This is a genomic window from Tessaracoccus luoxuelianae, assembly GCF_054483915.1.
Window position 1 is genome coordinate 1,529,429 of the sequence record NZ_CM137013.1, and the last position, 12,487, is coordinate 1,541,915.

The window sequence follows — 12,487 nt, forward strand, 5'->3', positions numbered from 1 at the left end:
CATGGCGCTCCCACCGTCCTCAAAGTACCTCCAACGTGCGGCCGACCCGGTCGACGAGACTGAGCGCGAGTCTCTCACCACCCGGCTGAACTCCGCGTTCGCCGACGGGCGGATCACGCACGACGAGTACGCCGGCTCCATGGACGTCGTCTACGCGGCGCGGACGCTGGGGGACCTGGTCCCCGTCATCGAGAGGCTGCCCGCCGCGGCCACTGAGGTGCCCGCCATCGTCCAGCAGGGAGGTCCTCCCGCCGGCAGGGTGTCGGAACCCCGCAACCTGGTGCCGATGGCCCTCGGGGTGGGCGTGGTCGGCGTGGCGCTGGTGGCCGTCCTGCTTCTGCTGCTGGTGATCACCCTTCTCTGAGCCGCTCCTGGGTTCCCGAGGCCGAGGAGGTCGTTGATGCAGGACTGGTACTCGCAGCACCGTGTGTGGGTCCAGCCGCCGCCGCGACGCTCGCGAGGGGGCGGTGGTGTGGTCCTCGTGGTCCTGCTCGTGCTCGGGGGAGTGGGCCTGGTCGTCGCGGCAGCCCTGTTCGGCGCGCTCGTGGGAATGACCTCCCGCGAGCCGCAGATCGTCCTGCCGGACCCATCCTCTGCAGCCCCGGAGCCCACCGAGGCACAGGATTCCGAGACGACGGCGCCGGCCGCGTCGGAGCCCGTGGCCCCCATCCTCGAGCCTGAAACCGTCGGCCTGCCGGCCCGGGAGTGGCCTCCGCTCCCCGGACCCACCTCCACCCACCCGGACTGGATCACGCTGCAGCAGAGCGCGCTCTACGGCCCCGCCCTGCCCACGCTCGACGGATGTCCGACACCGGCGGCAGTGTTCTCCCTTGCCGAGCTCGAGGGCGCCGCCCGGGCGCAGATGGCCTGTCTCCAGGAGGCGTGGAAGCCCACGCTGGCCGCCCTGGGCTACAGCACCGAGGACATCCCCGTCTTCTTCTACGCCGGAGACCGGGTGGAGACGCCCTGCGGAGAGGTGGTTGCTCCGGCGTTGTACTGCTCGGCGCAGGGAGGCGCCATCTACTTCGGTGAAACCACCCTCAACGGTGCCTCGTGGCACGACTTCGGCGTCAAGGACATGGCCGGGCACGAGTACGGGCACCACCTCCAGTCAGAGGCGGGCATGTTCATGGCGGAGTACAGCGTGGGTGGTGACAATGAGTCGGCTCGCCGGCTCGAGCTTCAGGCCACCTGCTTCTCCTACGCGATGATGGCCCACGACCGGTCCTTCGAGATGACCCGCGAGGTGTACGACTCCTTCGAGCCCTATCTTCGGGCCGTCATCGAGGACGGGATCCACGGCTCACAGGACTCGGTGGCCACCTGGGGCATGCGCGGGCTGTACTCCGCCACGCTCGCCAACTGCAACACCTGGACGGCTGAGCCCTCCGTCGTGGACTGAAAGCGAACTGCACGCCGATCAGCGCGGTGGCCGGAGTCCGTTGCGGGCGCCCGCGTCGGATGCCAGGGCGAAGGTGCCCTGCGCCCGACGCACCCCGAGGACCGGATGGTCCGGGAGCAGGTCCTGGAGGAAGCCGTAGTCGCGAAGAACGTAGGAGGCCTTCAGGTCTCCCGCGGCGGCGCGGGCGGAGGTGGAACGCCACCAGTCGGCCACGTCGCCCCAACCGGGCGCCGCGAGCGAGCCGCCGAACTGGCGCACGGCGAGCGAGGACGTCAGGGCCGCGAAATGCAGGCGGTGCTGCAGCGGCCAGCCGGCCAGCGTCCCCAACAGGATCGACGCGGCGAACACGTCGCCCGCGCCGGTGGGGTCGATCGCCTCGACGGGGACCGCCGGGCAGTAGGCCTCCTCCCCGGTCGCCTGGTCGATGGCGAAGGAGCCGTGGACGCCGTCGGTCACCACAGCCAGGGGCACCAGACCAGCCAGCTTGCGCACGGCATCGGTGGGGCGGTCTGTGCGGGTGTAGCACATGGCCTCCACCGCGTTGGGAGTGAAGGCATGACAGTCCTCGAGGAGCTGTAGAACCGATCGGTCCCAGCGCCCGGTGTCGTCGAAGCCCACGTCGGCGAAGATCAGGCTGCCGCGATCCTTGAACGTGCGCCACCACGAGGCGGGGTCCGTCAGCTCAACGGTGGCCGCACGGGCAGCGGGGGCGGCCAAGAGGTCAGTCTCGAGGGACTCGGGCAGGGGGTGCATGTGGGTCACCATGCCGCGGTCGCCCTTGAAGGCCATGGACACGGTGAGGGCCGAGTGGAAGTTCGAGAATCGACGTGAGGCGGTGAGGTCGATCTTCTCCTGCCCGCTGAGGGTGTCCCACATCCAGTCCGCGTACGTGTCGTCGCCGAACCCGGCCACCAGGCCGGTCCGGAGCCCGAGCCTCGCGGCCGCCGTGGCGAGGTTGGCGATCCCGCCTGGACACGAGCCCATGCCCGCGCTGGAGAGTTCCTCACCCGGCTCCGGCAGGCGGGGGAGACCGGTGAAGATGATGTCGAAGAAGATGGTCCCGGTGGTCATGACGTCCAGCGGGGGATCCTCAGGTGTGCGCTGACCCTCGAGGGGGTCCCACGGCGAGCATTCCTCGCACAGCGGCGTGTCGTCGTCCTCGGCGTGCTCGTGCTCCGTCATGGCGTGGCCGCTCCTTCCGGCGTACCGGAATCGAATCGTTATGCTCGATACTGCCACTCATTGCAGGGCCGCGAGCTGGACGTCGGCGACTCCGCCGGCTGAGCGGATCATTGTCGACCGGAGGTTGCCACCCATGAAACTCGTGATCCTCGGCGGAGGCGGCTTCCGCGTGCCGCTGGTCTACGACGCCGTCGCCACCAACGCGCTGTCCGCCTCGGGACGTCCCGCGGTCGACATCACCGAGGTGGTCCTCCACGACACCTCGGCCTCAAGGCTCGATGCGATCGGACGGGTGATCGGCGAACGAGCCCGCCAGCTCGTCGATCCACCCAGCCTGCGCGTCACCACGGACCTGCGCGACGCCCTCGTCGGCGCCCGCTTCGTCTTCGCCGCCATCCGGGTCGGCGGCGCCGAGGGGCGGATCGCCGACGAGCGGGTCGCCCTCAACCTGGGCCTCCTGGGCCAGGAGACAGTCGGCCCCGGAGGGTTGGCCTACGCGCTGCGCACGGTGCCTGTCATGAGGCAGGTGGCCGAGACCATCGCTGAGGTCGCACCCGACGCCTGGACCATCAACTTCACCAACCCGGCGGGGATCGTCACCCAGGCGATGCGCACGGTCCTCGGCGACCGCGTCGTGGGGATCTGCGACACCCCCATCGGCCTGGTGCGGCGCGTGTCGCGGCTGCTCGGGGTCTCCCTCGAGTACGACCGCGATCGCGTCGACTACGACTACGTGGGCCTCAACCACCTCGGCTGGCTGAGGTCGGTGAGCGTGGACGGCGTGGACCTGCTCCCAGGCCTCCTCGCCTCGGACGACGCGCTGGAGCACGTCGAGGAGGCGCGGCTCCTGGAGAAGCCGTGGGTCAGGGCGATGGGGGCGCTGCCCAACGAATACCTCTACTACTACTGGAAGACCGACGAGGCGATCCGCAACATCCGTCGCGCGGCGCAGACGCGCGGCCAGTACCTGGGCGACCAGCAGGGCCGCTTCTACGATGCGGTCGCCTGCTGCGAGTCGCCGCTAGGGCTCTGGCACGATGCCCTCCACGAACGCGAGGCCACCTACATGGCCGAGGCCCGCGAGGGCGACGAGGCCCGCAACGACGAGGATGTCGCCGGTGGCGGTTACCAGGAGGTGGCGCTGCGGCTCATGACCGCGCTGGCCACCGGAGCTCCGGAACGCATGATCCTCGACGTGGGCAACCGGAGCTCAGCCGGGCGGATCGTGCCGGAGCTGCCCGACGACGTCGTGGTGGAGGTGGGCTGCCTCGCGGACGGGACGGGGGTTCACCCGCAGCCGGTCGCGCCGTTGACGCTGCAGCAGTTGGGTCAGATGAGCACCCTCCGGGCCGCCGAGCAGGCGATCGCCGAGGCGGCGCTCACGGGCAACCGCGAGAAGGCGTGGGAGGGCTTCTCCATCCATCCCCTGGTGGCCTCGCCGCGCCTGGGCAAGGAGCTGCTCGACGGCTACGCGGCTGCCCATCCGTCGATCGCCGAGTTGTTCCAGCGCTGAATTCTCCCCTGGATCAGGCCAGCGAACCGAGGACCGGGTTCCATTCCTCGATCGAGCGCTCGGCGATCAGGTTCGCCGCCCAGAAGGGGTCGCGGTCCAGGAGGTCCTCGACTTCGGCGGCGGAATCGGCGGTGAAGATCAGCAGTGCCCCAGGGAGGTCGCTTCCCACATATGGACCGCTTGTCACCAGCGTGTCGTCCAGCAGGGACGTGAGGTAGGCGCGATGGTGGGGGCGCTCGGCGTCGAGGGCCCGCGGGTCGTCTGTGTAGGTGTACTGGACCACGAAGTAGCTCATGGCCCCAGGCTAGCCCCACGGGTGGGGTCAGTGTTTGGCCTTGCCGGGCGGGGCAGCGTAGAATAGCCGATTGGTACTAACCGGCGCGCAGTGGGCGGGCCGGGGCAACGAGAGAGAATACATGGCGAAGAAAGAAGGAGCCCTCGAGCTCGAGGGCACCGTGGTCGAGGCCCTGCCCAACGCGATGTTCCGCGTGGAGTTGGCCAACGGACACAAGGTCCTCACGACCATCAGCGGCAAGATGCGCCAGCACTACATCCGCATCCTCCCCGCGGACCGCGTCGTGGTGGAGCTGTCTCCCTACGACCTGACGCGCGGACGCATCGTCTACCGTCACAAGTGAGCGCGGCACACCCGTCGCACGCCACAGAGAAGGGCCTCGCCGATCGACGGCGGGGGCCCTTTTTGCTTTTCCCGTCGCGCCACCGCCACCCCAGCCCAGGGGAGCCTCCTCGTTTTGGCAACTCGAGCCCTCGTCACGTAGAGTGGTGCGTCGGTCGTCTATGACCGGACATGTCTGCATGCCCGGCATGTCGATCAAGCTATCCACCACAAGATTGGGCGCGTCCGCGCTCCCAGTCGCCGATTGAAAAGGTTGCTCGAATGAAGGTTCAGCCGAGCGTCAAGAAGATCTGCGACAAGTGCAAGGTCATCCGCCGGCACGGTCGTGTGATGGTGATCTGCGAAAACCCTCGCCACAAGCAGCGGCAGGGCTGACCCGGGGCCACTGGCCCCTGGCATGCAGAACACCGCGGGACGGGTCGATCGCCCACTCCGCCGACAACTGAAAGCAACGTGAACGCAAGGACCCCTCTCGGGGTCCCCACCCCTGGGCGAAGGCCAGGGCCCCGTCGGTGCATGAGTGCACCACAGGCGGCGGGGACGCTTCACGCCACACACCTTCGCGGTCCGCGACCGGGCTCCTCATCGAGTCAGGATCGACATGTTTGAGAAAGGTAACCGCCTGATGGCACGCCTCGTTGGTGTTGACCTCCCGCGCGAAAAGCGTCTGGAAGTCGCACTCACCTACATCTTCGGCGTCGGGAAGACCCGCGCCGCCGAGACCCTCTCCGCCACTGGTATCAGCGGAGATGTCCGAGTCCACCAGCTCACGGAGGACCAGCTCGTCGCCCTGCGCGACCACATCGAAGGCAAGTACGAGATCGAGGGCGACCTCCGCCGTACGGTTGCCGCCGACATCCGCCGCAAGGTTGAGATCGGTAACTACCAGGGCCGTCGCCACCGCAGTGGTCTGCCGGTTCGTGGTCAGCGCACGCGCACCAATGCGCGCACCCGCAAGGGCAAGAAGAAGGCCGTCGCTGGCAAGAAGAAGGCGCGCTAACCCGCGCCCCTCTGCAGGACTTAGGAGAAGGACTCAATGGCTACTGCAAGCCGCAAGGCGGCCGCCACCAAAACCAAGGTGCGCCGCAAGGAAAAGAAGAACGTGCTCGCCGGTCAGGCGCATATCAAGAGCACCTTCAACAACACCATCATCTCGATCACCGATCCCACCGGGGCTGTGATTGCGTGGGCCTCAGCCGGAACCGTCGGCTTCAAGGGCTCCCGCAAGTCGACGCCGTTCGCTGCGCAGATGGCCGCCGAGGCCGCTGGCCGTCGTGCCATGGAGCACGGCATGAAGCGCATCGACGTGTTCGTCAAGGGCCCCGGCTCCGGCCGTGAGACCGCGATCCGCTCCCTGGGGGCCGTCGGCCTCGAGGTCGGCGCCATCTCGGACGTGACCCCGACGCCGCACAACGGCTGCCGCCCGCCCAAGCGCCGTCGCGTCTGATCGCCCGAGAGAAAAGGACTAGAAGAAAATGGCTCGTTACACCGGCCCTTTGACCAAGAAGTCTCGTCGTCTCGGGACAGACCTGGTTGGCAACGACAAGGCCTTCGAGCGCCGTCCGTACCCCCCGGGTGTGCACGGTCGCGGCCGCACGAAGGACTCCGAGTACTCGCTGCAGCTCAAGGAGAAGCAGAAGGCGCGCTACGCCTACGGCGTCCTGGAGAAGCAGTTCCGCCGCTACTACCAGGAAGCTGATCGTCATCCGGGTAAGACCGGTGACCGTCTGCTGCAGATCCTCGAGTCGCGCCTGGACAACGTGGTTTACCGCGCAGGCTTCGCCACCACCCGTCGGCAGGCCCGCCAGCTCGTGGTCCACGGCCACTTCCTGGTCAACGGTCAGCGCGTGAACATCCCGTCGTACCGCGTCCGCGCGCACGACATCATCGACGTCGCGGAGAAGTCGCTGACCATGGCCCCGTTGGTCATCGCCCGCGAGACCCACGGCGACCGCGCGGTCCCCGCGTGGCTCGAGGCCCGTCCCAACCGGATGCGGATCCTCGTGCACCAGCTCCCCGTCCGCGAGCAGATCGTCGTGGATGTCCAGGAGCAGATGATCGTCGAGCTCTACTCGAAGTAATGCTGAAGGGCCGGCCGGGAGTTCCGGTCGGCCCGTATCACCCTCAGGCCTCGCGGCCGCATTCGCACCATCAGATATCGGTTGGTGCGGGAAGGAACACCCATGCTTATCGCACAGCGCCCCAGCCTCTCCGAGGACGTCGTCTCCGAGTTCCGTTCACGGTTCATGATCGAACCGCTGGAGCCCGGCTTCGGCTACACGCTCGGCAACTCACTGCGCCGTACCCTGCTGTCCTCGATCCCTGGCGCCGCGGTGACCAGCATCAAGGTGGAGGGCAACCAGCACGAGTTCTCCACCCTTGAGGGCGTCGTCGAAGACGTCACCGAGATCATCCTCAACCTGAAGAGCCTCGTGCTCTCCTCCGAGGAGGACGAGCCGGTGGTCATGTACCTCCGGAAGGCCGGCGCAGGCACCGTCACCGCTGGTGACATCCAGCCCCCCGCGGGCGTCGAGATCCACAACCCGGAGCTGCACATCGCCACGCTCAACGACAACGGGAAGATCGAGATGGAGCTGGTGGTCGAGCGAGGCCGCGGCTACGTGTCCAGCGTGCAGAACAAGAACCCCGACGCCGAGATCAGCCGGATCCCCGTGGATTCGATCTACTCGCCGGTCCTGAAGGTGACCTACAAGGTGGAGGCCACCCGCGTGGCCCAGCGCACCGACTTCGATCGCCTCATCATCGACGTGGAGACCAAGCCGTCGATCGCCCCCCGCGATGCCATGGCCTCGGCCGGCCGCACCCTGGTGGAGCTCTTCGGCCTCGCCCGGGAGCTCAACGCAGATGCCGAGGGCATCGAGATCGGCCCGTCGCCCGTCGACGAGCAGATAGCCGAGTCGCTCAACCTCCCCGTCGAGGATCTTGAGCTGTCGGTGCGTTCCTACAACTGCCTCAAGCGCGAGGGCATCCACACCGTGGGCGAGCTCGTGGCCCGCAGCGAAGAGGACCTGCTCGACATCCGCAACTTCGGATCGAAGTCCATCGACGAGGTCAAGGAGACGCTGGCCGGTCTCGGTCTCGCGCTGCGTGACTCGCACCCCGGCTTCGACCCGTTGCAGGCCATCGAGCGCTACGACGAGGACAACGACGAGGACGCTGACTTCGCCGAGACCGAGCAGTACTGACCGCCCACTAGTTCTGGAGAATAGACATGCCCAAGCCAACCAAGGGCGCTCGTCTGGGCGGCAGCCCGGCCCACGAGCGCCTCATCCTGCGCAACCTCGCCACCCAGCTCTTCGAGCATGGAAGCATCACCACCACCGAGACGCGTGCCCGGCGCGTCCAGCCGCTGGCTGAGAAGCTGCTGACGAAGGCCAAGCGGGGGGACCTGCACGCGCGTCGCCTCGTGCTCACCTCCGTCACGGACAAGGACGTCGTGCGTCGCCTGTTCGAGGAGATCGCGCCGTCGCTCGAGGGTCGTGAAGGCGGGTACACCCGCATCACGAAGATCGGCAACCGCAAGGGCGACAACGCCCCGCTCGCGGTGATCGAGATCATCACCGAGCCCGTCGTGTCGAAGCCGAAGGCCGCGAAGAAGGCCGACAAGGTCGAGGAGACCCCGGTCGTCGACGAGGCCCCGGTCGTCGAGGAGTCCGCTGCCGACGAGACTGTGGAGGCTGACCTCGTCGACGAGGCCCCGGCCGCCGCTGACGAGGCTGACGAGGCTGAGGTCGAGGAGACCGACGCCAAGTAGCACGCACACTACAGAGAGGGGGCCTTCGAGGGCCCCCTCTTTGCGTTCCCGGACACCACTGGTGGGCCCGGTTTCGGTGGCGACGCCCGTCGTAGATAAGGTTGGGCGACGCCGAAGGAGGAGACTGTGATGACGCGACGCGAAGTGTGGGCTGTTGCTCTGGCCGGTGCACTGCTGGTGGCCGGGTGCGGAACAGGCGCCACTGCCCCAGGGGGCTCCGAGGCCGCGCCCGGAGACGGCGGTTCCAGCGCCCCCGAGAAGGCGACCGTGTCGATCGGGGCGGTGACCATCGTGTCCCACCCGTCACTGGACGCAGTGTTCGAGGGCATCAGGGAGGGCCTGGCGCAGGCCGGCTACGTGGAGGGCGAGAACCTGACGCTCGAGTTCCAGAACCCGCAGGGGGACCAGGCGACGCTCACCAGCATCGCCAACACCTACGCAGCCTCGGACCACGACCTGTTCGTCGCGCTGGCCACGCCGCCGGCGCAGGCCCTGGCACAAGTGGTCCAGGACAGGCCCATCGTGTTCGCCTCTGTGACGGACCCCGTTGCCGCGGGGCTCGTCGAATCCATGGACAACCCCGGCGGCAACGTGACCGGAACCAGCGACCAGCTGCCCACCGACGAGCAGCTCGCCGTCATCCAGCGCATCATGCCGGAGGTGAAGACCGTCGGGATCGTCTACTCGTCGGCCGAAGTCAACGCCCAGGTGCAGGCGGAGGCCGCCATCGAGGCCGGCGCCGAGCTGGGCATCGAGGTCAAGACAGCCACCATCACCAACTCCTCCGAGGTGCAGCAGGCCGCGGAGTCCCTGGACGTCGACGCCTACTTCGTGCTGGTGGACAACACGGTGGTCTCGGCGATGGAATCCATGATCCAGGTGGCGGAGCAGCGCCAGCGCCTCCTCGTCACCTCCGATCCTGATTCCGTGGAGCGGGGCGCCGCCGCGGCGCTGGCCACCGACTACAAGGCCCAGGGTCTGCAGACCGCGGCCATGATCGCCCGCATCATCGAGGGCGCTGACCCCGCCGAGACGCCCGTGGAGCTGGCGGAGGCGCTCGATCTTGTGATCAACCCGGCGGCCGTTGAGCGGATGGGCGTCACCATCCCGGACGACGTGGCTGAAGACGCGGCCACCACCTACTGATGTGGACGGGCTCGTTGCGACCCCCGCCCTGAAACTACGCTGAGCCATCAGCGAGACACCGAATCAGCGGAACCCCTTCTAGGAGAATCATGAAGCTCAAGGCCCTCGCGATCGGCGCAGCCAGCGCCCTCGCACTCACCGCCTGCGGCGGTACTACCAGCCCCGCCACCAGCCCCGCCGAGTCCACCGTCGCCGCCTCAAGCTCGGCCGCCGAGTCCCAGGCTGCGCCCGAGTCGATCAGCGTCGGCATCGCCACGATCGTGTCCCACCCCGCGCTCGACGCCGCCCAGCAGGGCTTCATCGACGCGCTGGCCGAGGCCGGCTACGTGGAAGGCGAGAACGCGGAGTTCGACCTCCAGAACGCCCAGGGCGACCAGTCCACGCTCACCAACATCGCCAACACGTTCGCCTCGTCGGACTACGACGGCTTCCTCGCCATCGCTACGCCCACGGCGCAGTCGCTGGCCAACGTCATCACGGACCGCCCCATCGTGTTCGCGGCCGTCACCGACCCGGTTGAGGCCGGGCTGGTGTCGTCGTGGGACGCCCCGGACGCCAATATCACGGGCGTCTCGGACCTCAACCCGATGAAGGAGCAGCTGGAGCTGATCAAGGAGGCGCTGCCCGAGGTGGCGACCGTCGGCATCGTCTACTCCTCCGGCGAGGTCAACTCCGAGGTCCAGGTCACGGAGGCCGAGGAGGCCGCCGGCGAGATGGGCATCGAGATCGTGTCGGCCACCGTCACGAACTCGTCTGAGGTCCAGCAGGCCGCCGAGTCCCTCGACGTCGACGCCTACCTCATCCCCACCGACAACACCGTGGTCTCCGCCGCAGAGTCGCTCATCCAGGTCGCCGAACAGAAGCAGAAGCCCGTGTTCGCCTCCGACGAGTCGACGATGGAGCGCGGCGCGGCCGCCGGCCTGTCGGTGAACTACACCCAGCAGGGCAAGGACGCCGCAGCGGTGTTCCTCAAGCTGCTGGAGGGCACCCCGGCCTCCGAGATCGCGGTGGAGACGCAGAAGGAGTTCGACCTCTTCGTCAACGTGGAGGGCGCCGCGAAGCAGGGCCTGACGCTGCCCGAGGCCATCGTCTCCCGCGCCACCAAGCAGTTCTGACCGACGAGTAGACACACACCATGATCATCGCGCTCGAGATCGGACTCCTCTACGCCGTCATGGCGCTGGGGGTGTATCTCACCTACCGGGTCCTGGACTTCCCGGACCTCACGGTGGATGGCTCCTTCACGACGGGGGCGGCCACCTGCGCCATCCTCATCGTGAACGGGGCCCCGATCCCGCTCGCGATGGTGGCCGGGGTGGTGGCCGGCATGATCGCCGGCGCCGTTACCGGCCTGCTGCACGTGTGGGGCGGGATCAACCCGCTGTTGGCGGGCATCCTGACCCAGATCGCCCTGTATTCGATCAACCTGCGGATCATGGGCAACAAGGCCAACGTCCCGCTGCTGCGCCAGGATACGCTGTTCTCCGGCCTGCGGGCGGACAAGGTGCTGGGCACCTGGACGTCGGTGGGCCTCTTCGCGGTCGTGGTGATCGTGATCGGCGTGCTGGTGTACTGGTTCCTCGGCACCAGCTACGGCGTCGGGATGCGCGCCACGGGCGACAACGAGCTGATGGCCCAGTCGCAGGGCATCAACACCGGGTCCACCAAGATCGTCGGCCTCATGATCTCCAACGGCCTGGTGGCGCTCTGCGGGACGCTCGTGGCCCAGTATCAGGGCTTCTCCGACATCTCCATGGGCATCGGCCTCATCGTCGCCGGGCTCGCGTCGGTGATCGTGGGCCAGGCGATCTTCGGGCTGACCTCGGTGTGGCAGGCCGTCATGGCCGCCGCGCTGGGCTCCGTGATCTACCGCGGCGTCATCCAGGTGGCGCTCAGCAACGGGTTCAACCCCAACGACATGAAACTCGTCTCGGCGGTGCTCGTCGTCCTCGCCCTCGTCCTGCCTGCGTGGGACCCGATCCGGAGGCTGCGCGCGCAGCGCAGGCGCGCCAAGGCGATCACTGAAGGGGCGGCTGCCTGATGCTCAAGCTCGTCAACGTCACCAAGCGGTTCTTCCCCGGTACCGTCAACGAGCGGCTCGCGCTCGACAGCCTGACCCTCACCCTGCACGAGGGCGACTTCGTCACGGTCATCGGCTCCAACGGCGCCGGCAAGTCCACGATGCTCAACGTGGTGGCGGGTCGCTATCTCGCCGAGGGCGGACAGGTGCTGATCGACGAACGCGAGGTCACGAGGATGCCCGAGCACCGCCGCGCGAAGTGGGTGGCGCGCGTGTTCCAGGACCCCATGGCCGGGACATCGCCGCACCTCACCATCGAGGAGAACCTGTCCATCGCCTTCGAGCGCGGCAAGCGCCGGGGCCTGGGGATGGCGGTCACCAAGCCGAAGCGGGCGCTGTACCGCGAGGCGCTGGCCACGCTGGAACTCGGCCTGGAGGACCGGCTCCAGATGCGCGTGGGCATGCTGTCGGGCGGTCAGAGGCAGGCGCTCAGCCTGCTCATGGCCACCTATGCCCAGCCGTCGATCCTGTTGCTCGACGAGCACACCGCGGCCCTGGACCCGTCGCGGGCGGAGCTGATCACCCGGCTGACCGGGGAGGCCGTCGCCCGCCACCGCCTCACCACCCTCATGGTCACCCACAACATGCACCAGGCCATCGAGCTGGGCAACCGGCTCATCATGATGCACGAGGGCAAGGTGGTCCTCGAGGTCGACGAGGCGGCCAAGAAGCACATCACCGCCGAGCACCTGCTGGAGGAGTTCTCGAAGATCAAGGGAGCCAGCCTGGCGGACCGCACCCTCCTCGACTGA

At 68.0% G+C, this 12,487-nt stretch carries 16 protein-coding genes; 14 read left to right on the forward strand and 2 right to left on the reverse strand.

Annotation, left to right across the window (positions count from 1 at the left end):
• The first annotated feature begins 1 nt into the window (after window position 1).
• Entirely contained in the window at window positions 2-364 is a 363-nt protein-coding gene (locus tag ACX1D1_RS06755) for a DUF1707 SHOCT-like domain-containing protein (RefSeq protein ID WP_459056392.1), read from the forward strand.
• 36 nt (window positions 365-400) lie between these two features.
• On the forward strand, window positions 401-1,402 hold the full coding sequence (locus ACX1D1_RS06760) for a neutral zinc metallopeptidase (RefSeq protein ID WP_459056393.1): 1,002 nt from the start codon (window positions 401-403) through the stop codon (window positions 1,400-1,402).
• 18 nt (window positions 1,403-1,420) lie between these two features.
• Here the strand turns inward: ACX1D1_RS06760 and ACX1D1_RS06765 are convergent, their stop codons facing one another.
• A complete protein-coding gene (locus ACX1D1_RS06765; RefSeq protein ID WP_459056394.1) occupies window positions 1,421-2,584 on the reverse strand; it encodes a carbohydrate kinase family protein in 1,164 nt (387 codons plus the stop codon).
• Window positions 2,585-2,717: 133 nt separating this feature from the next.
• Between ACX1D1_RS06765 and ACX1D1_RS06770 the strand changes: the two genes are divergently transcribed.
• A complete protein-coding gene (locus tag ACX1D1_RS06770) occupies window positions 2,718-4,097 on the forward strand; it encodes a family 4 glycosyl hydrolase (RefSeq protein ID WP_459056395.1) in 1,380 nt (459 codons plus the stop codon).
• A gap of 13 nt (window positions 4,098-4,110) precedes the next feature.
• Here the strand turns inward: ACX1D1_RS06770 and ACX1D1_RS06775 are convergent, their stop codons facing one another.
• A complete protein-coding gene (locus tag ACX1D1_RS06775; RefSeq protein WP_182782404.1) occupies window positions 4,111-4,392 on the reverse strand; it encodes a YciI family protein in 282 nt (93 codons plus the stop codon).
• A gap of 121 nt (window positions 4,393-4,513) precedes the next feature.
• Between ACX1D1_RS06775 and infA the strand changes: the two genes are divergently transcribed.
• From infA to ACX1D1_RS06830, 11 genes are all read left to right on the forward strand, one after another.
• Window positions 4,514-4,735, forward strand: a complete 222-nt coding sequence (infA, locus tag ACX1D1_RS06780; RefSeq protein ID WP_068749455.1) for a translation initiation factor IF-1 — start codon at window positions 4,514-4,516, stop codon at window positions 4,733-4,735.
• A 260-nt stretch (window positions 4,736-4,995) separates the two neighbouring features.
• Complete coding sequence (rpmJ, locus tag ACX1D1_RS06785) at window positions 4,996-5,109, forward strand: 50S ribosomal protein L36 (RefSeq protein ID WP_020575560.1); 114 nt, start codon at window positions 4,996-4,998, stop codon at window positions 5,107-5,109.
• Between the two features lie 250 nt (window positions 5,110-5,359).
• A complete protein-coding gene (gene rpsM, locus ACX1D1_RS06790; RefSeq protein ID WP_182782405.1) occupies window positions 5,360-5,734 on the forward strand; it encodes a 30S ribosomal protein S13 in 375 nt (124 codons plus the stop codon).
• Window positions 5,735-5,770: 36 nt separating this feature from the next.
• Window positions 5,771-6,181 (forward strand): 30S ribosomal protein S11, encoded by a 411-nt coding sequence (gene rpsK / locus ACX1D1_RS06795; RefSeq protein WP_182782406.1) that lies wholly within the window; start codon window positions 5,771-5,773, stop codon window positions 6,179-6,181.
• A gap of 28 nt (window positions 6,182-6,209) precedes the next feature.
• On the forward strand, window positions 6,210-6,815 hold the full coding sequence (gene rpsD / locus ACX1D1_RS06800; RefSeq protein ID WP_182782407.1) for a 30S ribosomal protein S4: 606 nt from the start codon (window positions 6,210-6,212) through the stop codon (window positions 6,813-6,815).
• A gap of 102 nt (window positions 6,816-6,917) precedes the next feature.
• Window positions 6,918-7,940, forward strand: a complete 1,023-nt coding sequence (locus ACX1D1_RS06805; protein WP_182782408.1) for a DNA-directed RNA polymerase subunit alpha — start codon at window positions 6,918-6,920, stop codon at window positions 7,938-7,940.
• Window positions 7,941-7,966: 26 nt separating this feature from the next.
• Window positions 7,967-8,509, forward strand: coding sequence for a 50S ribosomal protein L17 (gene rplQ, locus ACX1D1_RS06810; RefSeq protein WP_182782409.1), 543 nt, complete (start codon window positions 7,967-7,969; stop codon window positions 8,507-8,509).
• 129 nt (window positions 8,510-8,638) lie between these two features.
• Entirely contained in the window at window positions 8,639-9,655 is a 1,017-nt protein-coding gene (locus ACX1D1_RS06815) for an ABC transporter substrate-binding protein (protein ID WP_459056397.1), read from the forward strand.
• A gap of 89 nt (window positions 9,656-9,744) precedes the next feature.
• Entirely contained in the window at window positions 9,745-10,770 is a 1,026-nt protein-coding gene (locus ACX1D1_RS06820) for an ABC transporter substrate-binding protein (protein WP_182782411.1), read from the forward strand.
• A gap of 20 nt (window positions 10,771-10,790) precedes the next feature.
• Window positions 10,791-11,696: an ABC transporter permease gene (locus ACX1D1_RS06825; RefSeq protein WP_459056399.1), complete on the forward strand. Its 906-nt coding sequence runs from the start codon at window positions 10,791-10,793 to the stop codon at window positions 11,694-11,696.
• Window positions 11,696-12,487, forward strand: coding sequence for an ABC transporter ATP-binding protein (locus ACX1D1_RS06830; protein ID WP_182782413.1), 792 nt, complete (start codon window positions 11,696-11,698; stop codon window positions 12,485-12,487). Before ACX1D1_RS06825 ends, ACX1D1_RS06830 begins: the two co-directional genes overlap by 1 nt.